This window comes from Pseudarthrobacter sp. 10T415 (genome assembly GCF_056394175.1).
Genome location: NZ_JBFTHJ010000001.1, coordinates 450,588 through 477,295, shown reverse-complemented (window position 1 = coordinate 477,295; position 26,708 = coordinate 450,588). Strand labels below are relative to the sequence as shown.

The 26,708-nt window shown below is 66.9% G+C and carries 21 protein-coding genes and 2 pseudogenes; 13 read left to right on the top strand and 10 right to left on the bottom strand.

The window, feature by feature from the left end; genetic code table 11:
* Nucleotides 1-3: 3 nt before the first annotated feature.
* Nucleotides 4-948 (bottom strand): carbohydrate ABC transporter permease, encoded by a 945-nt coding sequence (locus tag AC1DBN_RS02220; protein ID WP_477722499.1) that lies wholly within the window; start codon nt 946-948, stop codon nt 4-6.
* Between the two features lie 237 nt (nt 949-1,185).
* On the opposite strand from AC1DBN_RS02220, the gene AC1DBN_RS02215 reads away from it, so the two are divergent.
* Nucleotides 1,186-2,388, top strand: a complete 1,203-nt coding sequence (locus AC1DBN_RS02215; protein ID WP_091719912.1) for a Gfo/Idh/MocA family protein — start codon at nt 1,186-1,188, stop codon at nt 2,386-2,388.
* Between the two features lie 5 nt (nt 2,389-2,393).
* Entirely contained in the window at nt 2,394-3,428 is a 1,035-nt protein-coding gene (locus AC1DBN_RS02210) for a LacI family DNA-binding transcriptional regulator (protein WP_314213180.1), read from the top strand.
* A gap of 105 nt (nt 3,429-3,533) precedes the next feature.
* Here the strand turns inward: AC1DBN_RS02210 and AC1DBN_RS02205 are convergent, their stop codons facing one another.
* Nucleotides 3,534-4,505 (bottom strand): aldo/keto reductase, encoded by a 972-nt coding sequence (locus AC1DBN_RS02205; protein ID WP_091719914.1) that lies wholly within the window; start codon nt 4,503-4,505, stop codon nt 3,534-3,536.
* A 96-nt stretch (nt 4,506-4,601) separates the two neighbouring features.
* On the opposite strand from AC1DBN_RS02205, the gene AC1DBN_RS02200 reads away from it, so the two are divergent.
* The 3 genes from AC1DBN_RS02200 (at nt 4,602) to AC1DBN_RS02190 (ending at nt 6,802) form a co-directional block, all read left to right on the top strand.
* Nucleotides 4,602-5,219 carry a TetR/AcrR family transcriptional regulator gene (locus tag AC1DBN_RS02200; protein ID WP_314213175.1) on the top strand — a complete coding sequence of 206 codons (618 nt, stop codon included), beginning with the start codon at nt 4,602-4,604 and terminating at the stop codon, nt 5,217-5,219.
* A 392-nt stretch (nt 5,220-5,611) separates the two neighbouring features.
* A complete protein-coding gene (locus AC1DBN_RS02195; RefSeq protein ID WP_091719920.1) occupies nt 5,612-6,367 on the top strand; it encodes a lytic transglycosylase domain-containing protein in 756 nt (251 codons plus the stop codon).
* 132 nt (nt 6,368-6,499) lie between these two features.
* Entirely contained in the window at nt 6,500-6,802 is a 303-nt protein-coding gene (locus tag AC1DBN_RS02190; RefSeq protein WP_056078803.1) for a DUF4193 domain-containing protein, read from the top strand.
* Nucleotides 6,803-6,898: 96 nt separating this feature from the next.
* Here AC1DBN_RS02190 and AC1DBN_RS02185 read toward each other — a convergent pair whose 3' ends face one another.
* From AC1DBN_RS02185 to AC1DBN_RS02160, 6 genes and pseudogenes are all read right to left on the bottom strand, one after another.
* Nucleotides 6,899-7,645, bottom strand: a complete 747-nt coding sequence (locus AC1DBN_RS02185; RefSeq protein ID WP_390896648.1) for an SGNH hydrolase domain-containing protein — start codon at nt 7,643-7,645, stop codon at nt 6,899-6,901.
* A 273-nt stretch (nt 7,646-7,918) separates the two neighbouring features.
* Nucleotides 7,919-8,968: pseudogene (locus AC1DBN_RS02180) on the bottom strand (acyltransferase family protein); the annotation flags it as partial.
* Between the two features lie 101 nt (nt 8,969-9,069).
* On the bottom strand, nt 9,070-9,312 hold the full coding sequence (locus AC1DBN_RS02175) for a hypothetical protein (RefSeq protein ID WP_015936959.1): 243 nt from the start codon (nt 9,310-9,312) through the stop codon (nt 9,070-9,072).
* A gap of 7 nt (nt 9,313-9,319) precedes the next feature.
* Entirely contained in the window at nt 9,320-10,756 is a 1,437-nt protein-coding gene (locus AC1DBN_RS02170) for a flotillin family protein (RefSeq protein ID WP_314213167.1), read from the bottom strand.
* A 317-nt stretch (nt 10,757-11,073) separates the two neighbouring features.
* Nucleotides 11,074-12,573 (bottom strand): FAD-binding oxidoreductase, encoded by a 1,500-nt coding sequence (locus AC1DBN_RS02165; protein WP_091719927.1) that lies wholly within the window; start codon nt 12,571-12,573, stop codon nt 11,074-11,076.
* Between the two features lie 195 nt (nt 12,574-12,768).
* Nucleotides 12,769-13,437 (bottom strand): DedA family protein, encoded by a 669-nt coding sequence (locus tag AC1DBN_RS02160; RefSeq protein WP_477722498.1) that lies wholly within the window; start codon nt 13,435-13,437, stop codon nt 12,769-12,771.
* 159 nt (nt 13,438-13,596) lie between these two features.
* On the opposite strand from AC1DBN_RS02160, the gene AC1DBN_RS02155 reads away from it, so the two are divergent.
* Nucleotides 13,597-14,421, top strand: coding sequence for a DUF1206 domain-containing protein (locus AC1DBN_RS02155; protein ID WP_091719930.1), 825 nt, complete (start codon nt 13,597-13,599; stop codon nt 14,419-14,421).
* A 31-nt stretch (nt 14,422-14,452) separates the two neighbouring features.
* Here AC1DBN_RS02155 and AC1DBN_RS02150 read toward each other — a convergent pair whose 3' ends face one another.
* On the bottom strand, nt 14,453-15,070 hold the full coding sequence (locus AC1DBN_RS02150) for a TetR family transcriptional regulator (RefSeq protein ID WP_091719932.1): 618 nt from the start codon (nt 15,068-15,070) through the stop codon (nt 14,453-14,455).
* A gap of 146 nt (nt 15,071-15,216) precedes the next feature.
* Between AC1DBN_RS02150 and AC1DBN_RS02145 the strand changes: the two genes are divergently transcribed.
* From AC1DBN_RS02145 to AC1DBN_RS02130, 4 genes are all read left to right on the top strand, one after another.
* Complete coding sequence (locus tag AC1DBN_RS02145) at nt 15,217-15,957, top strand: SDR family NAD(P)-dependent oxidoreductase (protein WP_091719934.1); 741 nt, start codon at nt 15,217-15,219, stop codon at nt 15,955-15,957.
* Nucleotides 15,958-16,016: 59 nt separating this feature from the next.
* Nucleotides 16,017-17,063: an NAD(P)-dependent alcohol dehydrogenase gene (locus tag AC1DBN_RS02140; RefSeq protein ID WP_477722497.1), complete on the top strand. Its 1,047-nt coding sequence runs from the start codon at nt 16,017-16,019 to the stop codon at nt 17,061-17,063.
* Nucleotides 17,064-17,202: 139 nt separating this feature from the next.
* A complete protein-coding gene (locus AC1DBN_RS02135) occupies nt 17,203-18,591 on the top strand; it encodes a sigma 54-interacting transcriptional regulator (protein ID WP_091719939.1) in 1,389 nt (462 codons plus the stop codon).
* 31 nt (nt 18,592-18,622) lie between these two features.
* Nucleotides 18,623-20,623: a vWA domain-containing protein gene (locus AC1DBN_RS02130; protein ID WP_314213154.1), complete on the top strand. Its 2,001-nt coding sequence runs from the start codon at nt 18,623-18,625 to the stop codon at nt 20,621-20,623.
* 24 nt (nt 20,624-20,647) lie between these two features.
* Here AC1DBN_RS02130 and AC1DBN_RS02125 read toward each other — a convergent pair.
* A pseudogene (locus AC1DBN_RS02125) lies at nt 20,648-22,851 on the bottom strand (amylo-alpha-1,6-glucosidase).
* Between the two features lie 150 nt (nt 22,852-23,001).
* Between AC1DBN_RS02125 and AC1DBN_RS02120 the strand changes: the two are divergent.
* From AC1DBN_RS02120 to AC1DBN_RS02110, 3 genes are all read left to right on the top strand, one after another.
* Nucleotides 23,002-23,631 (top strand): dihydrofolate reductase family protein, encoded by a 630-nt coding sequence (locus AC1DBN_RS02120; RefSeq protein ID WP_314213152.1) that lies wholly within the window; start codon nt 23,002-23,004, stop codon nt 23,629-23,631.
* Nucleotides 23,632-23,752: 121 nt separating this feature from the next.
* On the top strand, nt 23,753-25,660 hold the full coding sequence (gene ribA, locus AC1DBN_RS02115; RefSeq protein WP_314213149.1) for a GTP cyclohydrolase II RibA: 1,908 nt from the start codon (nt 23,753-23,755) through the stop codon (nt 25,658-25,660).
* 66 nt (nt 25,661-25,726) lie between these two features.
* Nucleotides 25,727-26,674: a 5'-3' exonuclease gene (locus AC1DBN_RS02110; protein WP_314213146.1), complete on the top strand. Its 948-nt coding sequence runs from the start codon at nt 25,727-25,729 to the stop codon at nt 26,672-26,674.
* Nucleotides 26,675-26,708: the final 34 nt, after the last annotated feature.

Here is a 26,708-nt window from a genome sequence, read left to right as displayed (position 1 = left end):
TCCTTAGTCCAGGTCCGACTCGTTGCCCTTGAGGAACTTCATCTGGATGAAGGCCACCAGGGCGAGGATGAGGAAGAGAATGACGGCGATGGCCGATCCGTAGCCGAAGTCCGACTCCGTGAAGGCGCGCTGGTAGATGTAGTACTGGATGACGCGGGTGGCGTTCACCGGGCCGCCGCCTGTGGTCACCGCGACGGTGTCGAAGACCTGGAAGGAACCGATGACGGTGACCACCAGGACCAGTACCAGGACCGGACGCAGCAGCGGGATGGTGATCTTCCGGAAGGTCTGCCATGCCGATGCGCCGTCCAGCTTGGCCACCTCGTAGACGTGGCCCGGAATGGACTGCAGGCCGGCGAAGATCAGCAGCGCGGTGTAGCCCATGTGCCGCCAGGTGTTAATCAGCGCCTGCGTGGGGATGGCCCATTCCTCGCTGCCGAAGAAGGCGGCCCGGGGCAGGCCGGCCCACTCGATGAACTGGTTCACCACGCCGATCTGGTAGTCCAGCATCCAGAACCACAGCAGGGCGGCAATGACGTTGGACATCAGGTAGGGGAGCAGCAGTGCGCCCCGGATGATGGTCGACTTGGCCACCTGGTGCATGAGCAGCGCCAGGCCGAGTGCCAGGGATGTCTGCAGCGCAATGTTTAGGATGACGTACTGGCCGGTGACGGCCAGTGAGTTCCAAAACAGGGGATCCTTGGCGATTGCCTGGTAGTTCTCCAGGCCGATCCATTCCGGATCTCCGAGGATGTTGTATTCCGTGAAGCTGAGGTAGATCCCGCGGATGGTGGGCACCAGGTAGAAGAGGACGAATCCGATCATGGCCGGTGCGATGAAGAACAGGGCAATCCTGACCTCGCTGCGGGTGCCGGGCAGCTTCCGGTTAAGCCGTGTTCGCTTGGGGTTTTGCTCCCCCGAACGGGGGCTCCTGGTAAGGGTGGTCATCTTCGACCCTTCCTGATTGTGTGATGTGCCTAACAACCTGAGCTGCAATCTACACGAGTAGATGGAGTGAGGCAAGAGATTAATTTATGCCCCGAAACGGCTTGATTTTTATGGCCTGGAGTTGTTGACTCGAGTAGAACAACTGAGTTCCCGCATTGGCAGGGCGGGAAACACATACTGGATTCCTGCTTCTGCGCCGCCACCGGCGCACATCCACTTCCACACAGAAGGAAAACAATGACGTTCTCAATCGGCATCGTTGGCGCCGGCCAGTTCGGCGGCCAGTTTGCCCACCTGTTCAACCTCCACCCCGGCGTCAGGGAGGTGTACGTGGTGGATGAGCGCCCGGAACGCGCTGCCGAGGCGGTGGATCGCTACGACCTCGCCGGTGTGAAGCCGGATTTTGAGGCCCTTCTGGCCTCCGATGTTGACGCCGTGGCCATCTTCACCCAGCGCTGGACCCACGGTCCGCTGGTTGAACGTGCCCTCCGCGCGGGCAAGCATGTCTACTCGGCCGTGCCCATGGCGGTGACGGAAGAAGAAATCGCCCGCATCATCGAAGCCGTCCGTGAAACCGGCCGGGTGTACATGATGGGGGAGACCAGCTACTACAACCCCGCCACCGTCTACGCCCGCGAACAGCACGCTGCAGGCAAGTTTGGGCGGATCTTCTACTCTGAGGGCGACTACGTCCATGACATGGACCTGGGCTTCTACGACGCCTACCAGTACAGCGGCGGCGACCGCTGGAAAGAGACGGCCAGCTACCCGCCCATGCTGTACCCCACCCATGCCATCGGCGGCGTCCTTGGCGCACTTCCGTCGCATGCGGTCAGCGTCAGCTGCTTCGGCGTGAAGGACGACCGCAATGACGGCGTCTTCGACAAGGACGTCAGCATGTTCGGCAACGACTTCTCCAACGCCACGGCCCTCTTTGAACTGAACGACGGCGGCGTGATGCGCACCAACGAAATGCGTCGCGTGGGCTACCCCTCCCACATCCGGGAGTCCCGGTTCCGCTTCTTCGGAACCGAGGCCAGCTTCGAACAGCTCGCCAAAGTCACGGTGTGGCAGGACAAGAAGAACGTCCACGACATCTCGGAACAGATGGAGACGCGGCCCAGCATTCCGCTGGACGATCCGTCCCTGGCCAATGTTGCGCCCGAACTGCGTGACGCATTCGTATCAGGGCTTGCTCCCGTGCACGACGCGGGGCGGCTGCCGGAGGAGTTCCGCGGCGCCCCTAACGGACACGAGGGCAGCCACCACTTCCTGGTGGACGACTTCGTCACCGCCGTCAACGAGGGAACGTTGCCCCCGGTCAACGCCTGGGTGGCCGCACGCTTCACCCTGCCCGGCATCGTGGCCCACGCCTCGGCGCAGCAGAACGGGGCGCGGCTTCCCATCCGCGACTTCGGCGACGCCCCGGCCAACCCCTAGGAGCCATGTACTCCATGACCATGTCGGCTGTGCCGGGGCCCCGGGGGCCTGTGACGCGTAAGGATGTTGCGCGGTTCGCCGGTGTGAGTACTGCCGTGGTGAGTTATGTGGTTAATGGTGGTCCGAAGCGGGTGGCGCCGGCCACTGAGGCGAAGGTCCAGGATGCCATCCGGCGGTTGGGGTACCGGCCCAATGCTGCGGCCAGGGCGTTGAAGCTGGGCTCGAGTGAGACCATCGGGCTGGTCATTCCGGATAACAGCAACCCGTTCTTTTCGTTGCTGGCGCACGCGGTGGAAGAGGCCGCGGCCGAGCGTGGCTATGCCCTGGTGCTGACCAACTCGGACGGGAACGTGGCTAAGGAGCGCCGGAACGTGCGTAACCTGGCGGCCCGGCAGGTGGACGGTGTGATCGTCTCGAGTGTGCTGATGGAGCCAGGGGTGGCGGACTTCGAGTCGGCGGAGGTCCCGGTGGTGTTGTTGAACCACAGTGCGGAGGCGCCGGGGTTCAACAGTGTGGGGGTGGACCTGGTGGCCGGTGCGCGGGCTGCCGTGGAGCACCTGATCGGTCACGGGCACACGCGGATCGCGTTGGCGATGGGAACGAACACGGGCAACTATTACGACGGCCGTGAGGAGGGCTGGTTGCAGGCCCTGGCCGGGGCGGGCCTGCCGGAGGGTCCCATTGTGCGGACCCCGTTCACGCGGGAGGGCGGTTACGCTGCGGGCAAGCGGCTGCTGGCCGGGGCGGAGCGGCCCACGGCTATTTTTGCGACGTCGGACCTGCAGGCCGTTGGGATCCTGCGGGCGCTGCATGAGGCGGGTTTGTCCGTACCGAAGGATATGGCGTTGGCGTCCTTTGACGGGTCGGCGGAAGCGGAGTACAGCTGGCCGCCCCTGACCACAGTCAGGCAGCCGGCCAAAGCCATGGCCGAAGCCGCGGTCAACGCCCTGATCGGCACCGGACGGGGCAACACCCCCGAGCACCTCATCTTCCCCGCCGACCTCCAGGTCCGCCAATCCTGCGGCTGCCGCCGGGAATGATTCCGCAGGGCGGCGGGCCCGGAGGCGCCATACCCGACGCCTCCGAGAACTCGAGCGCGCGGACGCGAACCCTTCCGCCGCCGTCGTGCGTTCTTGCTCCGGACTTCAGGCCAAGGCGCTCGTCAAGGCTGTGATGGCGGCGAGTTGGTCGTTGTCCAGGTCGACGTCAGCCGCGGAAGCGTTGGCGTGGAGTTCTTCGACAGACTCGGCCCCCACGATGGCCGATGCCACAGCCGGCCGGGACAGCAGCCAAGCCAGTGAGGATTGGTTGAGTGCCAGTCCCCACTCGCGGCTGAGCCGGTCGAGTTCGCGGGCCGTATTGATCTCGCCACTGGTAAAGCCGGGCCCTGCGAAGCGCTGGTCGCCGCTGACGCCCCGGTCAAGGACGCGAAGATCAGCAAGCAGGCCACCGTGCAGCGGGGCGTACGGGATGATCGAGACGCCAAATTCGTCGCAGGCCGGCGCCAGTTCCCGTTCGGCTGTGCGGTCGATCAGGTTGTACTTCACCTGGGTGGCCACGGGTCCGTAGTAGCGGCGGTCGTCGGCGAGCCACAAAGCGTGGACGAGTTGCCAGGCGGGGTGGTTGGACAGGCCGATGTAGCGGATCTTGCCTTGGCGGATGAGATCGTCGTACGCGCTGAGGGTTTGTTCGAGTGGAGTGTCGGGGTCGGGGTTGTGTGCGTAGTAGAGGTCGATGTAGTCCGTGCCCAGGCGCCGCAGGCTGGTCTCGACCTGCGCGATGATGTGGCGGCGCGACAGGCCGCCATCATTGATCCCGGGGCCAACATGGACCTGGGACTTTGTAGCGATGACTGCCTCATCGCGGCGGCCGCGCAGCGCGCGGCCGAGGATCTGCTCGGCGGGTTCGCGGTCTGCGGACGCCGGGGCGCCCGGGCGATCGAAGACGGGCATGTTGCCGTAGGAGTCTGCGGTATCGATGAAGTTGATACCAAGGTCGAGCGCCGCGCCGACCAGCCGGCCGGCTTCGCGCGCGTCGGGTGCAACGCCGAACGTCGCGGTACCGAGACAGATCCGGGAGACCTTGAGGCCGGTCCGGCCGAGGATGGAATACCGCATGAGCACTTCCCGGGTAGTCGTAGGGACCTCTTCTGGACATGAACCATAACCGAATGGTAGGTTTTCGTCAACGTCCCGGAAAAAGGAAGTGCCTGAATGGCCGGCAAGGCTGTCTCTGCCCCCAGGGGCCCATATAAAACAGGGGTGCGGCGGCGGGAGCAGATCGTGCAGGCGGCCCTGACGGTCTTTGGTGAGCAGGGCTTTGCCGGCGGATCCATCCGAACCATCGCCGAGCGCGTCGGTGTCTCGCATGCCACGCTGCTGCAGCACTTTGGCAGCAAGGAAGGACTGTTGACGGCGGTGCTGGAGGAGTGGGACCGCCAAACCGTTGAAACCGGCCTCTCGGGAGTTGAGGGGCTGGAGTACTTTCGGCGCCTGCCCCTGGTCATGAGCGCACACCTGGCCAATCCTGGCCTGCTCGAACTTTTCATCACCATGGCCGCCGAAGCGTCTAACCCTGCGCACCCCGCCCATACGTTCATCCGGCACCGATATGACCGCAACCTCACCACACTGGCCGGACACCTTCGCCAGGCTGCCGATGCGGGCGAAACAACGTCCTTAGCGCCGGCACAGATTGATATGGAAGTCCGCATTGTGACGGCCGTCCTGGACGGCATCGGACTGCAATGGCTGAACGACCCCTCCACGGACATCGTCCAGGCGGTCGCCACGTTCATGGACCGCACCATCGCCGACTGGAGCCGCCACTAGCCTGTGCCGTTCTGGTGACGCTTTCCGGCTCCTGCGGCGGGGCGAATCAGCGCTGCGTCGCGGGTGGACCGTGGGCCGGCCCCCAATTCTGGTACCGGCCCACGGCGGGGGCCGGTACTGCATTGGGCCACCCTCACCTGTTACCGCATCCTCGGTGCAACAGGTGGTCTTTAGCCCGTTTCCAGGGCAAAGCTACGGAGGGAAGCGTCGTGGATCGCTGAACCATTGATGGTTGGCGTAGAACTCACGGGGGCTCCCTTGCGCGCACTGTGCGGGCTGGCTGCTCAACCACGAGTAGCAACAAGATACCCCACTCGGCGCCGTCAAGCCACGGTGACGCCACTGATGTGTACAGATGAATTGTCCGCCGGTGTTGATGGTTTGATTAGTCAGTGCTCCGTATTCGACGTTATGTGGTTCTCTGCCTGTTCCTGATCTGCGTGGGCACCGCATTCTCGTTCTGGGCTGCCGGGAAGTCCGGTGCGGAGGACACCGGCCAGATCCTCCCACCGCCCCCGCTGGCGGGCGTGAAACTCGATGCGGGGCGTAGCGGAATGACAACGGCCGTCAACGTCACGGCAAGCCCGGATGCCCAGTGGCTCACGGATGCAGCGGCGCAGACCGGCATCCCTTCCCGTGCCCTGCGGGCCTACGTTGCCGCAGCCGCCTCGGCCAATGGATCTTCCCCGGCCTGCGGAATCGGTTGGAACACGCTGGCCGCCATCGGCTCCGTGGAATCGGGACACGGAACCCACGGCGGTGGCAGCCTGGACACGGACGGGCAGGCAAGCGGCGCCATTGTTGGCCCAAGCCTCGACGGCGAAGGATTCGCCGCAATCCCGGACACCGACGGCGGCGCACTGGACGGAGATGGCCAGTGGGACCGGGCCGTCGGACCCATGCAGTTCATACCCTCGACGTGGCGGCTGGTGGGTCGAGACGGCAACGGCGATGGAGCAGCGGACCCCTTCAACATCGACGACGCCGCCCTCAGCGCCGCCACGTATCTTTGCCTCAACGGCCGCGACCTTCGGACGTCCCAGGGGTGGACGCAGGCCATCTACTCTTACAACCAGTCCGATGCCTACATCCGCCGGGTCAAGGACAAAGCGGTCACTTATGCAACGGTGACCGGAACGCTGAGATAGATTTCGAGGCAGTTCCAGCCCCGGATTTCCAGGGGCCGGCTAGGTGTGTTCACCCCTTCGGGAACAACGGCGCAGCGGCGCACGTTGGAGACACGTCAAGTGAGCAGCCGGCAAGAGAAATGAGATGCACCCGTGGCAACCGATTATGACGAGGTCCGCTCCGATGTAAAGGAGTCCCAGGACCGTTCCCTGGAGGCGTTGCAATCTGCCAACGCCCCCGACGCCCGCAGCGTTGTTACCCAGTTGGACGAAGCGGATGCACTGGATGAAGGCCTGACCCCCGGTGGAGAAATCGTCTCTGAGGAACTGACAGTCCAGGTCATTCCCCAGGGCGCGGACGAATTCACCTGCTACTCCTGCTTCCTGGTCCGCCACCGCTCCCAGCTGGCGCGGGAAAGCAACGGCCATTCGTACTGCAGCGAGTGCGAGGGCTAAAGGCAGGAGCGCTGGCAACAGCGCCGCCAAGGGAGGTCGGCGGAACCATCGTTCAACGAAGGTGACCAGGGGACTGGCCTGTCCGGCTCCCGGGGCTTAGCCCAGGCGCAATGCCACGGCGAGGTCCGGGGCCAGCGACTTCGCGAACGTGTTCGTCATGTGGTTGTCGCGGTAGACAAGGACATTGCCAATAACCACCGGGCAGACGCCGTCGCGGCAGAAATGGCGGGACAGGTCGATCGTTTCAACCCCGGGAACACTGCCGGCGGCAGCCACCAGAGTGTCCGTACCTGCAAGGGCCTCGGCTGCGGACGTTGCGCATTGATCCTGCTTGCCGTGCTTCTGCAGGCATTCCACCGGATTTCCGCCGGGGTACGGCGGATCGGCGATCACGGCGACGCGCAGGCCCGCCCCGCGTAGCCGTGACAGGGACTGGACGTAACCGTCAGCCAGCGGGGATTCGGGGGACCAGTGCCACCCGAGCGCCTTGCGGTAGCCGTCCTCGCGCATCCCCGCCACCAGGACCAGATCCGGTTTCTGCCCGATAATCTTCTCGGCAGTGATGGCGTTCTGCGCCGAGCAGTTGGCATACACGGTGTCCGCGGAGCGTGGCGGCGTCAGCGCAAACGGGCAGCCGTTGCGCACCATCGCATGGATCCTGAGCGGAATCTTCTTCGACACCGCAACGAGCGGATCCACGAACTGGCCGGCGTGCGAATCGCCCACCACGACCACTACGGGCGCCTGCTGGTCCTGTGACCCGAACCAGCAGTCAGTATCAGGCACCGTGGCCGGATCGTAGACACCGCACGCGCCGACACTCGTGGCGGGAACGTCCTGCATCGCCACGGACGGATCCGGGCGGACGGGCATGCCCGCGGGAACGGCGGCGGGACGCTCGGACCACGCCTGGGCGCCGGGGTAGTCCCGGTCGGACAGGGCCGTGGACAGCTGGGCCCGCTTGACCTCAATAACCTGCCACGGCGCCCACGCCGCCACGGTCACCAGCACCGCGCTGCACATGGCAAGGACGTACACCTTCCGGTGGCCGCCCCACCCGGTGTTCCGGCTGGAAGGGTGCCGGAAGCGCTGCTCCACCCAGTAGTAGGACGCAGCTGCGAGCCCGAGGCTCAGCACTGCCAAAAGGATGGCCTCCCTGATCCGTGGCGCGCGGCCCAGCAGGGCCACGGCGAACACGATGACTGGCCAATGCCACAGGTAGAGCGAGTACGAGACGTCGCCAATGAAGGTCAGCGGACGGAGGCTGAGCACCCTGGACGCTGACCACGGAACGGCTGCCGCCGTGCTGCCTGACCTCAGGAGCAGTGCAGTGCCGAGCACGGGTATGGCGGCGATGCTGCCGGGGAACGGCATATCGGTGGTCAGGAAGAAGACGGGGATGACGACGGCGGCCACGCCCACCCAGCTGGCAAGGGCGGCACGGCGCCCGGTCAGGATGCCCATGGCCGGCACCAGGGCGGCCAGTCCGCCGACGGCCAACTCCCACACCCTGGTGCCCGTCACGAAGTAGGCCAGGGTGTGTTCGTTGTTGCTGAGGTAGATGCTGTACGCGAAGGACACCAGTGCCACCGCAGCCAGTGCGGGAACAATGAACGTGTCTGCCGCCCGGTTCAGGCGGCGGGCGGCCAGCACAAGGCCCAGGAAGAAGAACGGGATCACCAGGTAGAACTGTTCCTCGACCGCGAGGGACCAGAAGTGCTGAAGCGGTGACACTTCCCCAGTTGCCCCCGCATAGGACACCGCGGACAACGCCTGGTGCCAGTTCTGCACCTGGAGAAGCGAAAAGAGCACATCGGCCGAGATGCCCTGCCAGCGGCTCTGCGGAAGCAGCAGCACGGTCCCCAGCAGGACCGCCACCAGCACGGCGGCCGACGCCGGGAAGAGCCGGCGGATCCGCCTGGCATAGAAGGCGGGGACGGAGATCGACGAGTGCTTGGCAGCTTCCCGTGCCAGGGAACCGATGATCAGGAACCCTGAAAGGACGAAGAACACGTCGACGCCGATGAACCCGCCCGCCAGGGCCTCCGGCCGGAGGTGGTAGACCACCACGAGGCCAACGGCCAGTGCGCGGAGGCCCTGGATGTCGAGCCGTGGGGCGTGCCCGGTTCCGTTGTTGGCGCGCTTGACCGCGGAGGCATGCCTCATTGCGTCCCCTCTGAGTACTTCTTCAGTCCCGCGCCGTGCGCAGGGAAAATCAGGGGCGAGCGGAGGCTCGCCGACAGGAGATTCTATCGGATGCCGGGTGGTTACTCCGCGTGCCGGAGCACGTCCGGGAGTTCTTCGACGTACACCGTTTGCGGCGGTTCGAAGTAGATCACCAGCACCTCCTCGCCCACTGCGAAACCGCTCGCCTTGTCGAAGGGGTGTGCATGGAAGGCCATGGTTCCGCCGAGATAGGGCAACATGACCTCGCCGATGGTGCCGGGCCCGATCCGTCCCGTCACCCGGGCGATCTTGCCTGTCAGGCTGCGGTCGGCATTCCTGTGCATGGCCTTCCTAGGCGCCGGGAGCCGTTGGTGTCCGTGAGGAGTCTTCCTTGCCGTTGCGGAGTGCGGTGCGCAGTGCCGGCAGGTAGTCGCCGGCCTGGGCCAGGATCCCGCCGAGCATCTTGTTGACGCCCTCGCCGCCGTTCAGGACTGTCATTTGGCCAACGTGCGAGAAGGGTTCGGCGGCGGCCGCGATGATGGCGGGCATGTTTTCGGCGAGCTGCTGGGAAATCACGGCGTCCTGGTTGCTGGCCAGGGCTTCGGCCCGTGCCTTGATGCCGTCCGCCTCGGCCAGGGCCTTGGCCTTGATGGCGGAGGCGGCAGCATCGCCCTTGGCCTTGGTGGCCGCAGCCTCGGCCTCACCGGTGACCTTGGTGGCGCCAGCCGCAGCAGCCGCGGCGGTGGCGTTTGCCTGTGCCGTCATTTCCGTCCGGCGGGCGTTGGCCTGGGCTTCGAGCTCTGTGCGCCGTGCCAGGGCTTCTGCGGCGCTGATGTCTGCCGCCTTTTGCCCTTCTGCGTCGGTGCGCTTGGCATAGGCCTTGGCGTCTGCGGGCTTCCGGATGGTGGTTTGAAGCTTTTGTTCCTCGCGGTCCGCCTCGAGCTTGGCGACTTCGGTTTCCTGGACCACCACCTGCTGGCGGGCCGTGGCCTCCGCCAGCGGACCGGCCTGGGCAGCGTTGGCCCGGGCCCGTTCTGCGTTGGCCTGCGCCACCGACTGCCTGATGGCGGAAAGGCTTTGGGCGTCAGCGATCAGTGCCGCCGCTTCGGCCTCCTTCTCGGCCGCCTCCCGGTTGCGGGTGGCCTCGGCGATCCTGGCTTCCATCTTCACCTGGGCAATGTGCGGCTTGGCGATGTTCTGGATGTACCCGGTGGGATCCTGCAGATCCTTGATCTGCAGCGAATCCACCACGAGGCCGAGCTTCTCCATTTCCACGCCGCTGGCGCTGCGGACCTGCGAAGCGAGCTTGTCCCGTTCCCGGATAATTTCCTCCATGGTCATGCTGCCGATAATGGATCGCAGGTGCCCCTCGAAGACGTTGTAGACCTGGCTCTCCATTTTGGGCTGCTGGCCGAGGAAACGGCGGGCGGCATTGGCAATAAACGGTGGCGCGTCCCCAATCTTGTAAATGACCACCCCTTCCACCACCACCTGGATTCCCTGCGAGGTGACGCAGGAAACCTTGAGTTCCGTTTCATTCAGGGTCAACGAAAGTGGGCGCACGGTCTGCAGCCCGGGTAGTACCAGTGCCCCCTTGCCCGTCACGATCTTGAAGTCCATGCCGGCACGGGTATCCAGGGTTCCGCGGGTCAGCCCGGAAATGATCAGGGCTTCGTTGGGTTCTGCCACTTTCCACATCAGTTTGGTGGCCACCCAAATGAAACCAACGGCAAAAAGCACTCCCAGGATGATCGCAATGAGCGGGAAGAATGGTGAGAAGTCCGGCATGACCAGGTCCTTTCACGGGTTCGACAACCCGCCTCGGATAACGCCCCAATAATGCAGCTGCCCATTCCCGGCCGATCAATTTGTGCCCGTAACTGCCCATCCGCTGGCCAACTGTTGTAGCCAGTCTGATTGCGGCCTGCCGAAGAGTCCATAGCCCGGCCCCTGTTATTTGCCCGCGGCAACAAAACAGCGCACGACGACGGCGTCCGGGCCACGCAGGCAGGCCCGCCGCGCCGCCGTCGCGGCACAACGGGCCAGGTCCTCATCCGGGGGACGCCTCCCCGGACCCGGACCGGTGTCAACGGCCGAAGAGGTGTTCAGGATGCCGGAGCGGCCTCCGGAGGTGCGGCGTCCGAGCCCGCCCCGGGTTGCAGGTCCACTGCCTCCCGCTGCAGGGATGCAGGTGCGTCCGCGGCAGGACGTGTAACGCCGGTGCCCGTGGCCGGTGCCGGCGTGATGTTCTGGTTGATGTGGAAGAAGTTGTCGGGATCGTATTTGGCCTTGATTTCTGCAAGCCGCGCGTAGTTCGAACCCAGCGTCTCCTCGATGCGCGCTTGATCGTCCGAGTCCTGGAAGTTGAGGTAGCCGCCCGGCTCGGAGAACTCATGCAGTGCCGTCCAGTAATCGCGGACCCACGCGATGTTCGCCTCATTCTCTGAGGCGTCGGGCCACTGCCCTGCGATCACCGGCGCAAAATTGACGTTCCGGTGGGCGAAGGCCGTGGCTTCCGGAGCCACCCGCTGGACTGCCCCGTCAATCGGGTAGAAGTGGTTGGCCGTATGGATGCTCGGGATGCCAGGCGATTTCTCGACGGCGACGCGCAGCGCATCGTCGCTGAGGGTCCGGAGGAAATCGGCCTTCCAGTATCCCTGGAGTCCGGGAACATTCAGCCCGTCGAACATCATGTTCAGTGCGGGATAGGGCATGGGTGCGAAGAAGCTGCCCAGCGGTTCTCCTGCGTCCAGCATCGGCTGCCAGTGGGCGGGGCCGGCGTCGGGATCGCCGGTCCACATGCCCACGACGACCGTAACCGGCCGTCCATGCCATTCCTCGGGCAGGAACGGAACCGGTGGCCCCTGGTGGAAGCCCAGGAACGCTCCCATTTCCTCAGGTTCGGCGGCAATCCATTCGCGGTAGGCAGCACCCACGCCGGCTCCGGTGGACGCGTCGAAGAAGATGATGCCCACATGGACCATATCCACGGGGTGCAGCCGGAACTCGAGCGAGGTGACCACGCCGAAGTTGCCGCTGCCGCCGCGCAAAGCCCAGAAGAGGTCAACGTTCTCGGCGTCGCTGGCCGTCAGGAATGAACCGTCAGCCAGCACGACGTCGGCCCCGATGAGGTTGTCGCAGGACAGGCCGTACTTGCGGGCAAGGTAGCCGATGCCGCCGCCCAGGGTCAGTCCACTGACGCCGGTGGTGCCGACGATGCCGCCCGTGCTGGCCAGGCCGAAGGCGTGTGTGGCGTGGTTGTAGTCAGCCCACGTCGCGCCGGCTTCGACGCGCGCTGTCCTCGCTGCCGGGTCAACCCGCACCCCGCGGCGCGCCGAGAAATCCAGGACCAGACCGTCGTCGACCGTTCCGAATCCGGGGGCGCTGTGCCCGCCGCCGCGCACCGCAACATCAATGCCGAGGCCGCGGGCGAAGCGCACGGCGGCCATGACGTCTGCCGCCTGGGATACCTGCAATACCGCGGCTGGCCTGCGGTCGATCATGCCGTTGTAGACGTGCCGGGCCTCCTCGTAACCGGCGTCCCCTTCTTCGATGACCTGTCCGCGGACCTGTTCGCGGAGCACGTCAAAACGATCGCTACCCATGACAACTCCAGATGTGTACCAAGACCAGGGGGCAGCCGACTCCATACGGGGCCCAGCGGGGGCCAGCGCGCTGACCTTTTCGGTATACGCCCGGCCACCACCGCCGTCAAGGCTCAGGAACCCGCCCCTGCCCCCTATGTTCGGCCGGTATGGAGCCCGGCGATTTACGGGGCAACTGGCGCAGCGGGAGCCGCCTCAGCTTTGGGTTGGCGGTGGCGAGGACGGCTGCCGCTTCCTGCTGCGGGCACGCCGCACCCGCCAGATCACCACGGCAACGAGGCCAATGACCACGACGGCGGCAGTCACGTCTTCGCCCGCGGCCTTGGCTACGGCGCCATAGGAGTTGCCGGCGAGATAGCCGAGCAGCACGAAGCCCGCACCCCAGATGAGCCCGCCCGCGGCGTTGAAGGCCAGGAAGCGCGGATAGTGCATGCCGGAGACGCCCGCCAGTGCCGGCATCAGGGCCCGGAAGAGCGCCACGAACCGGCCGAGGAAGACTGCTGATCCGCCGCGGCGCCGCAGGAAGTCCTGGGCCTTGCCGAGGTTGTCGCGGTGCCGGAGCAGGAACCGGTTCTCCAGCAGCCTGGGGCCCATATGCTTGCCCACCTCGTATCCCACACTGTCGCCGATGATGGCGGCCAGCACCACCAGCCCCATCATGACGCCCAACTGCACCTGGCCGCGGCTGGCCACCACCCCGCCCAGCACGGCGGCCGTTTCGCCGGGAATGACGAAGCCGATGAACAGTGCGTCCTCGGCGAAGACAAGCAGGGCCACCAGCGTGTAGGCGAGCGCCGGACTCACGCCGAGGATCCCGTCCACCAGGCCGCTCACGGGAGCGCCGCCGCCACGGCCTGCCGCCATTTAATCTCCATGACTGCCATTGTGTACCCACTCCGGCGGATCCCGGCCGGGCAGGTCTGTCCGCACGGCATTTACAGATCTACACTGAAGCATTCCCACCGCGGCCAGGGCACGGACGCCTCGGAACAGATGATCAGCGTCAGATCGAAAGGGCCGGCCATGGGCAACGCCTCGGAGAAGGCAAACCGTGCAGTTTCCGGAGCGGCGTCGGCGAGCCGGAGCCCCGCGCTGCGGGTGTTGGCCCGGGCCGGATACGTCTTCATTGGGCTGCTTCACATCCTGATCGGGGTGATTGCCCTGCAGATCGCCGGCGGGCAGGGCGGCGAGGCTGACCAGACCGGCGCCATCGGGGCGGTGGCCTCAAAGCCCGGCGGCGTCTTCCTGCTGTGGGCGGGTGCGGTCGCCTGCGCCGCGCTGGCCCTGTGGATGGTCAGCGAGGCAGTTTTTGAGGCGCGTTCCCAATCGGAGTCCAAGAAGAAGCTGCAAAAAGCCGGTACTGCAGGCGGGAAGGCGCTGGTGTTCGGGGTCCTCGCCTTCACGTTCGCGGTGTTTGCCACCGGCGGAAGCAAGAGTTCAAGCCAGTCCGCCACCGACTTCACCGCGAAACTGATGGCGGCGCCTGCCGGAGTGGTGCTGTTGGTTGTTGTGGGACTCGCCATCATCGGCGCCGGCGGGTACTACGCCTACAAGGGCTTCAGCCGGCACTTCATGGAGGACCTGCAGGACCCCGGCAACGCCCGGACAGCCGTTGAATGGACCGGCAGCGTCGGGTACGTGGCCAAGGGCGTGGTGCTCGCCGTCGTCGGCGTCCTGGTGATCGCCGCTGCCGTCACCGCCGATCCGTCAAAGTCCACCGGCCTGGACGGGGGACTGAAGACGCTCGGCTCGCAGCCTTACGGCACCGTCCTGCTGGCTGTCATCGCGGTGGGGCTGGCCTGCTATGGGGTGTATTCGATGGCGCGGGCACGCTACGGACGCTTCTAGCCGCCTGCTGGCCGCCGGGCGCGGTGCACGCTCAGCCGATGGGCCACCACTCGGGAAGCAGTTCGCGCAGGTCCGCCAGGAATTCGTCCACCGGGCGGGGCGAGGCCTCCACCAGCCGGGACTCCATTGCGCCCACCACGCCGTAGGCGATGAACCGGGCAACCATGGGCTGCGGGACTTCCCGGCCGCCCGGTGCGGGTACGGCAATGGCGCGCCGTTCGAGCAGCAGGCGGACCGAACTTTCGAAGTGCGCTCCGAGCATGGCGTGCAGGCCGCCGGATCCGGCGTCGGTGACCAGTCCCCGGCGGTAGATGGCGCGGTGCCGGTCCAGGTGACGGACCACGTCGGCCGTGACCGCGCCGATGGCCGGGCCGATGTCGCCGCCGGCCGCGCTGAGGTGTTCCGCGCGGAGCACGTCCAGTTCGTCGGAAAGGACCTTCCGCAGCAGGGCTGCAGGGGAGGCTGCGTGCTGGTAGAAGGTGGACCTGTTGACCCCGGCGGCGGCTGCGACCTGCCCCGCAGCGAGCGTTCCGGCGTCGTTCTCCCCGGCAAGGTCCAGGATGGCGGAGGCCAGCTTTTCCCGGCTGCGAAGAGCCCGCGGATCGCGAAGCGCAGGTGCTTCGGGGTCCTGCTTCGGTTGCGATGTCATGCAGGTCACACTCCCGGGTGATCTTGGCCGCCGGCGGTGGATAAACCGCCACGTCGAGCGTACCGTTCTAACTATCCAACAAATGTCGGATAAATGACTTGGGCCGCTTCGTTGACAACCCGGCCCGCTGTGGAAAGGAAGCACCCATGTCCCGTTTTGACGGACGAGTCGCCATCATCACCGGAGGAGCCAGCGGCATCGGCCGGGCAACTGCCGTCCGCTTTGCCGGCGAAGGCGGGTCCGTGGTGGTTGCGGACATCCAGGACGAACTGGCCGCCCAGGTGGCCGCAGAGATCGGCGCCGCCGGCGGGCACGCGCGGGCCTTCCACCTGGACGTGACCAGCGAGTCCGGCTGGGCGGGCGTCGTAGCTTTCGCCCTTGAGGAATTCGGCAGGCTCGACGTACTGGTCAACAACGCGGGCATCGGCGACAACCAGGCCATCGAAGACACCAGCCTTGAGACGTATGCCAAGGTGGTGGCCGTGACGCAGACCAGCGTATTCCTCGGCGAAAAGGCCGCAGCGGAAGCCCTGAAGGCGTCCGGCAACGGTGCCGTGGTCAACGTGTCCTCCATGTTCGGCATCGTGGGTGGCTTCGGAACCTCTCCCGCTTACGCGGCGGCCAAGGGCGCCGTTCGCACCCTGACCAAGAACACCGCACTCGGCTGGGCCACCCAGGGAATCCGCGTGAACTCCGTCCACCCCGGCTTCATCGACACCCCGATCCTCGGTGACACGGACCGGAAGCTCCTGACGGACACCACGCCCATGGCCCGGCTGGGCCGTCCCGAGGACGTTGCCGCCGTCATTCTCTTCGCCGCCAGCGACGACGCCGCGTTCATGACCGGGTCCGAACTGGTGGTCGACGGCGGCTACACCGCCCGCTGACCGGACCGCCTCCGGGCATCCAACCAAACACCATGCAGCAGAAACAGGAAGGGCATCGCATGCGCGCGATCGTATTCAAGGAATGGCAGCAGTTTCCCGCACTCGAGGACGTGGACCGGCCCACCCCCGGTCCAGGCGAGGTGCTGCTGAAGGTGGCCGGTGCCGGAGCCTGCCACTCTGACGTCAGCATCTTCGAGGACTTCACGGCCGAAGTTCCCGGGAACATGACCAAGGGCTTCGTGCTGGGCCACGAGAACTCGGGGTGGGTGGAGGAATTGGGCGCGGGAGTGGGCGGCATTGAGGTGGGTGCCGCCTACCTGGTCTACGGTCCCATCGGCTGCGGCCACTGCAAGGCCTGTTCCCGCGGCCAGGACACCTACTGCGAGAACGCCGCAACCAACCCTTACCTGGGTATCGGCCTGGGCCGCGACGGCGGCATGGCTGAGTACGTCACGGTCCCCGTCCGCAACCTGATCCCGCTCGGCGATGCGGATCCCATCGCGGCGGCACCGCTGGCCGACGCCGCCCTGACTCCGTACCACGCCATCAAGACAGCACTGCCGCACCTGAACGGCGGCGGACGCTATGCGCTGGTGGTGGGGCTAGGTGGCCTGGGACAGATCGCCGTCCAGATCCTCAAGGCCCTGACCGGAGCCACCGTCATTGCCACGGACATGAAGCCCGAGGCGATGGCCAAGGCCGAAGCGGCAGGGGCCATCACGGTTCCCGGCGGCCCGGACCAGGTGGCACGGATCCGGGAAATCACCGGCGGCCGCGGCGTGGACGCCGCCTTCGACTTCGTCGGTGTTACTCCGACGATCGCCACCGCCACCGGTTCGATGGCGGTGGGCGGGCGGCTGACCGTCGTCGGGATTGCCGGCGGCGTACACGAATGGACGTTCTTCAACACCCCCTATGAGTCCACCATCACCAACACCTATTGGGGAACCATCGAGGAACTCCACGAAGTGGTGGACATGTACCGGGCGGGGCAGATCATCCCGGAAATCGAAACCTTTTCCCTGGATGACGGACTCACCGCATACCGGAAGCTGGCGGACGGGCAGCTGAGTGCCCGCGCCGTGGTGGTTCCGCACCAGACCTAGGACGTGGTGGCCGGGCTGAACGGTCCGGCCACCGCTTACAGACCAGAAGGCCAGCGGGAGCACCCGCCGAAGCGCGTACCTGGCCGGGAATATGGTGGAATCCCTCGATTAGGGGGAGGACGGGGATTACCGTAGAGGGGTGACTGACCGTCCCGAAATCTCCACTGTTGGCGAACTGCGTGCCGCGGGTCATGTCCTCAAGGACCTGCGCCACGAAATCCGAGACAACCTGCTGGCCGCGCTCGCGGACGGGCGGGATCCCTGGCCCGGGCTTTACGGGTTTGGCCGAACCGTCCTGCCCCAACTGGAGCGGGCGCTGATCGCCGGGCATGACCTGGTGCTGCTGGGCGAACGGGGCCAGGGCAAGACCCGCGTGCTGCGCACGCTGGCCGGACTGCTCGACGAATGGTCACCTGTCATCGACGGCTCAGAGCTGAACGAACACCCCTATGAACCGATCACGGAAGCCTCGCGGGCCCTTGCCGACTCGGAGGGGGACAGGCTGCGGGTCGCCTGGCGGCACCGCTCGGAGCGGTACGTGGAGAAGCTCGCCACCCCGGACACCTCCGTGGCGGACCTCATCGGCGACGTGGACCCCATGCGGGTGGCCGAGGGCCGCCGCCTGGGCGACCCCGAAACCATCCACTACGGACTGATTCCGCGCTCCAACCGCGGCATCATCGCCATCAACGAACTTCCGGACCTTGCCGAGCGGATCCAGGTGGCCATGCTCAACGTGATGGAGGAACGGGACATCCAGATCCGCGGCTACGTGCTGCGGCTGCCGCTGGACGTCCTGGTGGTGGCATCGGCGAACCCCGAGGACTACACCAACCGCGGCCGGATCATCACCCCGCTGAAGGACCGCTTCGGAGCCGAGATCCGCACCCATTACCCCATCGAACTGGAGGATGAGGTTGCCGTCATCCGGCAGGAGGGGCGGCTCGTGGCGGACGTACCGGCCGTCATCCTGGAGATCCTCGCCAGGTACACGCGTGCACTGCGGCATTCACCAGCCATCAACCAGACGTCCGGAGTCTCCGCACGCTTCGCCATCGCCGGCGCGGAGACTGTGGCAGCCGCGGCCCTGCGCAGGGCCAGCCTCCGCGGTGAGGACCAGGCCGTGGCCCGCATCATCGACCTGGAACCGGCCGTGGAAGTCCTCAGCGGCAAGCTGGAATTTGAATCCGGGGAGGAAGGCCGCGAACAGGGCATCCTTGACCACCTCCTGCGCACCGCCACCGCAGAAGCCGTCAGGGCCCACTTCCAAGGCATCGACATGGGGCCGCTCGTGGCCGCGCTCGACGGCCACAGGACCGTCACCACCGGCGGCCAAGTGACGGCGAAGGAGTTCCTGGGCAACCTCCCCTCGCTGAACGGATCAGGGTTGTACGACCTGATTGGCAAGCGAATGGGTGCGCAGAACGACGGACAGCGCGCCGCCGCCGTCGAACTGGCCCTCGAAGGGCTGTACCTCGGCCGGCGGATCTCCAAAGAGGCCGACGACGACGAAACGGTCTACGGCTGACACCAGGCCTGCAGCCACAACAGGAGGCAGCATGACCCTTCACGACAGGTCACGGTACGGCCGGTACGCCGGTGGCCCGGACCCGCTGGCACCGCCGGTTGACCTGGCCGAGGCACTCGACGCCGTGGCCGAGGACGTAATGGACGGCTACTCGCCCCGCCATGCCCTGCAGGAGTTCCTCCGGCGCGGCGGCCGGGACCGGGACGGCCTGGACACCCTGGCCCGCCGCGTGCAGGAACGACGCAGGGACCTGCTGAACCGGCACCGGCTGGACGGTACGCTCGATGAGGTGCGCAAACTGCTGGACACTGCCGTCCTGGAGGAGCGCAAGCAGCTGGCCAGGGACGCCATGATGGACAACACCGACCGCGCCATCCGGGAGATGCAACTGCAGAACCTGCCGCCGTCCACGGCAGCGGCCGTCAACGAACTTGCCTCCTACGACTGGCAGTCGGGCACCGCCAGGGAAGCGTACGAACGCATCAAGGACCTCCTGGGACGCGAAGTCCTGGACCAGCGGTTCGCCGGCATGAAGCAGGCCCTGGAGAACGCCACAGACGAGGACCGCGAAGCCGTCAGCGACATGCTCCGCGCCCTGAACGGACTCCTGGGCAAGCACCGCCGGGGCGAGGACACCGCGGCGGACTTCCAGGAGTTCATGGCAAAGCACGGGCAGCACTTTCCCGAAAACCCGCAGTCGGTCGAAGAGCTGGTGGACGCGCTGGCCAAACGGTCCGCCGCCGCACAGCGGCTCCTGCAGTCCATGTCGCCGGAGCAGCGCGAAGAGCTGATGCGCCTCTCCGCCCAGGCCTTCGGCTCGGCCGGCCTGATGGACCAGCTCAACGAACTCGACGGAAACCTCCAGGCGCTGCGGCCCGGCGAAGACTGGAATGGTTCGGAGGCCTTCGACGGGCAGGAAGGCCTGGGCCTGGGGGATGGCACTGGAGTCCTGCAGGACCTGGCGGAGCTGGACGGACTGTCGGAACAGCTGTCGCAGTCCTACAACGGCTCACGCCTGGACGACCTTGACCTCGACTCCCTCACCCGCCAGCTGGGGCCGGACGCCGCCGTCAGCGCCCGCACCCTGGCCGAGATCGAGCGTGCCATGGAGGACGGCGGCTACCTGCGCCGGGGGCCCGATGGCGACCTCCGCCTGTCCCCACAGGCTGTGCGGCGGCTCGGCAAGTCCCTGCTGCAGGACACCGCACGGCAGCTGTCCGGGCGGCAGGGGCAGCGGGACACCCGACTGGCCGGAGCGGCCGGAGAGCAGACCGGTTCCAGCCGTCCCTGGGAGTTCGGGGATGCCGAACCCTGGGACGTCACCCGCACCATGACCAACGCGATCCAGCGCACCATGTCCGACGGCGGGAACCCGGCCCGGGAACTCCGGCTCACCCCGGAAGACATCGAGGTGGCCGAAACAGAAGCCCGCAGCCAGGCCGCCGTGGTGCTCCTGGTTGACGTGTCCTTCTCCATGGCCGCCGAGGGGCGGTGGGTGCCGATGAAACGGACGGCCCTGGCACTGCACCACCTGATCTCCACCCGGTTCCGCGGCGACCGGCTGCAGCTGGTCACGTTCGGCCGCTATGCGCAGTCCATGGACATCGGTGAACTTACTGCACTGCCGGCACTCCGGGAGCAGGGGACCAACCTGCACCACGGGCTGCTGCTGGCCGGGCGCTTCTTCCGCCGGCACCCGTCCATGCAGCACGTCCTGCTGGTGGTGACCGACGGCGAGCCGACGGCACACCTGCTTCCGGACGGCGACTCATGGTTCAACTGGCCGCCGGACACCGAAACCATCCGCGTCACAGTCGCCGAGCTGGACCGGCTGGGGCGCTCCGGCGTGCAGGCCACGTTCTTCCGGCTCGGTGACGACCCGGGGCTGGAACGCTTTGTGCAGCGGATGGCCCGCCGGATCGACGCGCGGGTGGTGGCGCCGGACGTCGGCGGCCTGGGCGCCGCAGTGGTGGGGGAGTACCTGCGCGCCCACGTCCGCAGCTCCTACAGCGACACCGACTGGGCCCTCTAGCCCGGACCTGACGCTCGCGGCCGGCTAGTGCCCGCTGTTCGGGGCCTTGCCGTTTGGAGCCTTGCTGTTTGTAGGCCTGCCGTCCCCGGCGGCAGGGGTATCCAGGCCTGCCTCCGAAATGAGTTCGGTCAGCCAGGGGCGGTGCTCGCGGTGGAACGTGAGGCCCTCCGGCAAGCCCTGGACGGTGGGTTCGGAGCCTGTGATGTCGATCGTGATCCGGCCGCCGGCCAGTGGCGCGTTGGTGATGTGCAGGTTTCCATAGGATTCGGGCAGGGCCGGGTCCATCCAGAAGCCGCCGCGGGACACGTGGGCGTCGTACCGCATCAGGCTGGTGATCAGCATGATCGGAGTGGTGGCCGCCCAGGCCTGCGGCGAACAGGCGGTGGGGTACGGAACCGGCTCGGCCACCTGCTCCCGGCTGAAGCCGCAAAACAACTCCGGCAACCGGCCGCCGGAAAACTCTGCCGCTTCAAGCAAGGCTGTGGCGATCCGCTGGGCCTCCTCCACGAAGCCGTAGCGCATCAGGCCGGCCGCGATGATGGCATTGTCGTGCGGCCAGACTGACCCATTGTGGTAGCTGGCCGGATTGTAGGCGCCCATGTCGGAAGCCAGGGTCCGGACGCCCCAGCCGCTGAACATCTCCGGTGACATGAGCCGTTCCGCCACCATCGGCACCTTGTCATCATCAACGATCCCGTGCCACAGGCACTGCCCCATATTGGAGGCACACGAGTCCACCGGCCGTTTGCGGCCGTCCAGGGCGATCGCAAAGTACCCGCGGTCCGGCAGCCAGAATTCCTCGTTGAACCTCTTCTTGAGCTGGGCCGCCTCATCGGTGAGCCGGGCAGCCAGCGGTGCGTCCCCGGCGTCGTACGCCATCCACGCCCGGGACAGCAGCGCGGAGTACACCAGCGCCTGTACCTCGCACAGCGCGATGGGCGGTTCGGCCAACGTTCCGTCGGCAAAATTGATGCCGTCCCACGAGTCCTTCCAGCCCTGGTTGAGGAGGCCCTGGTCATTGAGGCGCGAGTACTCCACGAAGCCGTCGCCGTCCTTGTCGCCATAGTTCCGGACCCAGTCCAGGGCGCGGTCGGCGTTGGGCAGGAGCGCGGCGATGCTGTTCCTGCCGAAACCCCAACGGCTCACCGACGCCAGGGTCATCACGAACTGCGGGGTGGCATCCACGCTGCCGTAGTACACGGACTTGCCGCCCAGCGCCAAGCCTGACGAGACTCCCAACCGCACCTCGTGGAGGATCTTGCCGGGCTCCTCCTCACTCATGGGGTCCACCACCTTGCCCTGGCGGTCCGCCAGGGTCTGCAGCGTGCCCAGCGCCAGCGACGGGTCCACGGGCAGGGCCATTTCCGATGCCCACAGGGAGTCGCGCCCGAACAGGGTCATGAACCAGGGCGCTCCGGCTGCCACCACGATCCGTTCCGGATGGGCAGGGTCCGTGATCCGAAGTGCGCCGAGATCGTCATAGCTGCGCCGGAGGGTCCGTTCGATGGACCGGTTGGTCATCTGCAGCCTGGGGATCCGCGATACCCATTCCTGATGCCGAAGGTCGCTAGGCGACGGTCCGTGTCCGGCCGGCCGCCGGATGTCCTGCCTGCCGGTGGGGGCGACACTTAGCCGGGTGGTCCACAGGCCATGTCCGGGGACCACGGCCTGGTAGGTCAACCCGCCCGCGGTGGCAACCCCGCCGCGGCCCCGCACCAGGACCGCCTTCCGGAGGTCCTGCCAGGCGGCGCTGATGATGAGGGAATCGCCGTCGGCCCCGCGTGCCTCCCGCCACCGCCGCTGGACCCTGGCCTCCTTCACCTCAAAGAGGTCGGCAAAGTCCGCATCAACGCTGAACGTCACGAGGCAGGGGACAGGCTCGGATGAGTAGTTCCGGACGGTCACCTCCTCGACCATCCCGGCGGCCACTTCCCGCAGCCGCTCCACGATCAGGGGGCTGTCCGCGTACCCGTCCGCCCGGGGAACGCGGCCTATGAACAGCGCCCGGTAGGGTTCCTTGGTTTCTGCCGTCAGCGGCTCGAGGGGCAGCCCGTTCACCGCCAGGGTCCACCCGGAAAGGATGCGGGTATCTTCGTGGAACACCCCGTGCGGAAGCTCCGGGCGGATATCGCCGTTGGCGGCGGAGATGCAGAATGATGAGCCCTCCACCAGGGGACGGTCCCCGCCCCCACGGGCCCCGCCGCTGTGTCTGCGTTCCATCCAGCCATGTCCGCTCCTTTGACGGCGACGACGGTCTCCCGGCGGAATAGACGCTACGCCTCGCGCAGGGCCGGCAAAAGGGGCGGACCCTTGAACCGGCGCCCCTCCGGGCATAACATGGCGGCCACATCCACGCCGATCAGTCCAAGGAGCCGGCCATGGGCGCCACACCTGCTGAAACGTCACCAGCAACCCTGATGGTGGACCTCATCATCTCGCTGGACGGGTATGCCTCCGCCGAGGGGTGGCCCGGCTGGTGGGGACTGGAAGGGCCGGAGTACCTGGCCTGGCTGGACGAAGAGGCGGCAAAGAACTACACCTTCCTGCTGGGGGCCAATACGTACCGGCTGATGTACGGCATGTCTGCCCAGGCAGCGGCCGACCGCACCGGGTTCTCCGCGGAGGAGGGCGCCAGCCTCACCGGCCTGGCCGCCGTGCCCAAGATAGTGTTCTCGTCCACATTGCAGGCGCCCCTGGACTGGCCGAACTCCACCCTGGTCACCGGGGACGCCGTGGAGGCAGTCCGTGAGTTGAAGCGGACCGCAACAGGACCGCTGAGCACCCTTGGCAGCCTGAAGCTGACCCGGTCATTGCTGGCCGCGGGCCTGGTGGACCGTTTCCGGCTGGTTGTCTTCCCGGTAATCACCGGCGCCACCGGCCGGGAAAGGATCTACGACGGTTATCCGGACGTGATGCTGGAGATGGTGCAGAGCAGGACCTTTGACGGCCGGCTGCAGTTGCTGGAGTACGTTCCCACGGTGCTCACCGGCCCGCCCGGCAGCAGGTGACCGGAGCACGCTGCAGGAAAGAGTGTCACCGGAAGACGCAAATGCTTGAACATTGAACTAACGGGACGTAGGATTTAGTTCAAGCTTCAAGTATTTCCCTTTCCGATAGCCGAGGACCCCCATGACTGCTGTTGCCCATGCCCCGTTGCCGCACGCCGCCCTCCCCGCGGCCACCGTCCGCAGCCGCGTCACCGTCCCGCTTCGTTTCCCGGACGGGTATTCCACGACGGCGGAGATCCTCACCTTCCACGGCCTGGCGGACGGCAAGGAACACCTGCTGCTGGCTCTTGGGCCCTGGGAGCAGGCTCTCCTCAGCGGGGAACCGATGGTCCGCCTCCACAGCGAATGCATGACCGGCGATGTGTTTGGCAGCGAGCGCTGCGACTGCGGCCCGCAGCTGCGGGAAGCTGCCGAAACCATCACGGGCGCCGGCGGCTTCCTCCTCTATCTCCGGCAGGAAGGCCGCGGTATCGGCCTGTACTCGAAGCTCGATGCCTACGCCCTGCAGGACCAGGGCCTTGATACCTACGATGCCAACCTCGCGCTGGGCCACGGTGAGGACGAGCGGGACTACTCCGCCGCAGCACAAATGCTCGAGGCACTCGGCGCCACCAGCATCCGGCTCCTGAGCAACAACCCGGACAAAGCCCGGCAGCTGACCGCTTTTGGCATTGGCGTCGGCGAAAAGGTTCCCACGGGTGTCCACCTGTCCGCCGCGAACAGCCGCTACCTGGCCGCCAAACGTGACCGTACCGCCCATACCCTGGACCTGGATCTTGACCCGCGCGTTGGACGGGGCCGCGGCACAGGTGCCGAACCCGCCGTCGTACCCAGCATGGCGAAGGGTGCCGGCGAGGTGCCCGGCCACGAGGAAATGCTCGACCGTGTGGCGGCTTTGGTGCCCGCCCTTCGGGCGGCGGCCGAAGAAACCGAGGGGCTGCGCCGCCTCCCGGAAGCCACGGTTGACAGCCTTGAAGCCGCCGGGGTCTTCAGGATCCTGGCACCTGCCGCGGTGGGCGGCTATGGACTGGGCGCGGAAACGTATGGCGAGGCAGTCCGCCGCCTGGCCCGGGGATGCGCCTCCACGGCCTGGACCGCAGGCCATCTCGCTGAGCATGCCTGGATGCTGGCCCGCTGGCCGAAGCGGGTGCAGGAAGAGGTCTTCGCCGGTGGCGGGATGCCGCTCGCGGCCGCGACCAGCGCACCCGTCGGTGCTGCCCGGAAGGTGCCCGGCGGCTACGCGGTCTCGGGCCATTGGAGCTTCGCCTCCGGCATCATGCATTCGGAGTGGGCGCTGCTGGCCGTCCAGCAGGACGGCCAGCGGCTGCAGGCACTGGTTCCCCTCGCCGACCTGGAACTGGTTGATGCCTGGCACACGGACGGGCTCCGCGGCACCGGCAGCAACGACCTGCGCGCCGCGGATCTGTTCGTTCCGGAATACCGGGTGATGGACTGGGCACTTCTCAGCGCGGCGGACAACCCCGGCAGCCTGATCCATTCCGAGCCCCTGATCCACACTCCGATGGCCACACTGCTGAACTTGGTGGCTCCGGCGGCGGCACTGGGTTCGGCCGAATATGCGGTGGAACTGTTCCGTGAGCAGCTGCTCGCGCCGAAGGTCAAGAACGGCGTCGAAATCCGCCCGGCCGATTCTCCGCTGGCGCAGGCACGCTACGCCCGGGCCGCGGGACTGCTGGCCTCGGCGCAACAGCACTGGGAGGCAGGGCTCTCCGCCGTGGCGGCCTCGGTGCAGCAGGTGTCCGAGAGCCTGCAGGCGCCAGGCCTGCCGGAGGGGGAGAGGGCCGCGTTCCGGCTCTTGCTCGCCCTGAGTGCCCAGGCAGCGCAGGAAGCCGTCCGGGTCGTCCTCGCCGGTTCGGGCGGCAGCGCCCACCGGCTGGGCCACCCCCTGCAGCGCATCCAGCGCGACGTTGGTGTGCTGCTGAACCATCCCACCCTGGGCATTGATCCCATCCTGGAACAGGCCGGCCGGGGGTTGCTGGGGCTGGGCTTCACCGCCCCGTCCTTCTAGGGCACCGGGTGGCGGCGGTATCTTGCCGCTGCCACCATTTCGGGTGGTTCCGTGGCAGGATCAGGTATGCCCCAGCGCCTGATGCTGCTCGACACTGCCTCGCTGTACTTCCGTGCCTTCTACGGCCTCCCGGACACCATCCGGCGCGCCGACGGAACGCCGGTCAACGCGGTCCGGGGCCTGCTGGACATGATTGCCCGGCTCACCACGGACTACCACGCCACCCACCTGGTGGCCTGCTGGGACGATGACTGGCGGCCGCAGTGGCGCGTGGACCTGGTCCCCACCTACAAGGCGCACCGGGTGGCCGAGGCCAGGCCCGGCGGCACCGACGTTGAAGTGGTGCCCGATGCCCTGGAGGCGCAGTTGCCGATGATCCGGAAGGCCCTGGAGCTTGCCGGCATCGCCATCGTGGGGGCAGCGCAGCATGAGGCCGACGACGTCATCGGCACCTACGCCGCGCACGCGGCCATGCCCGTGGACGTCGTCACCGGGGACCGGGACCTCTTCCAGGTCTGCGACGACGAACGGCAGGTCCGGGTGATCTACACGGCGCGCGGAATGCGGAACCTGGAGGTCTGCACGGAGGAAACCATCGTGGCCAAGTACAAGGTCCTGCCGCAGCAGTACGCCGACTACGCCACCCTCCGCGGCGACGCGTCCGACGGCCTGCCAGGCGTTGCCGGCATCGGTGAGAAGACCGCGGCGTCCCTGCTGCTCAAGTACGGCACTCTGGATGCCCTCCTGGCGGCAGCGGACACGCCCGACGGCGGCGTGTCCGGACCCGTCCGGGCGCGGCTGTCCGCCGCGGCCGCCTACCTCGAAGCAGCCCCCGCCGTCGTCCGCCTGGTGCGGGACCTGCAGTTGCCCGCCCTGGAGGAGGCCGGCGCCCTGCTGGAACCGGTGGCCGGCGACCGGCGGGCGGAACTGGAAAGTATCGCCACCGACTGGAACCTCGGCGGATCCGTCCGCCGGCTCCTGGATGCCCTGGACCTCCGGGGGCAGCCGGGCTGACCCGCGCAGGCACAGACCCCGGGTTGCTGCCGGG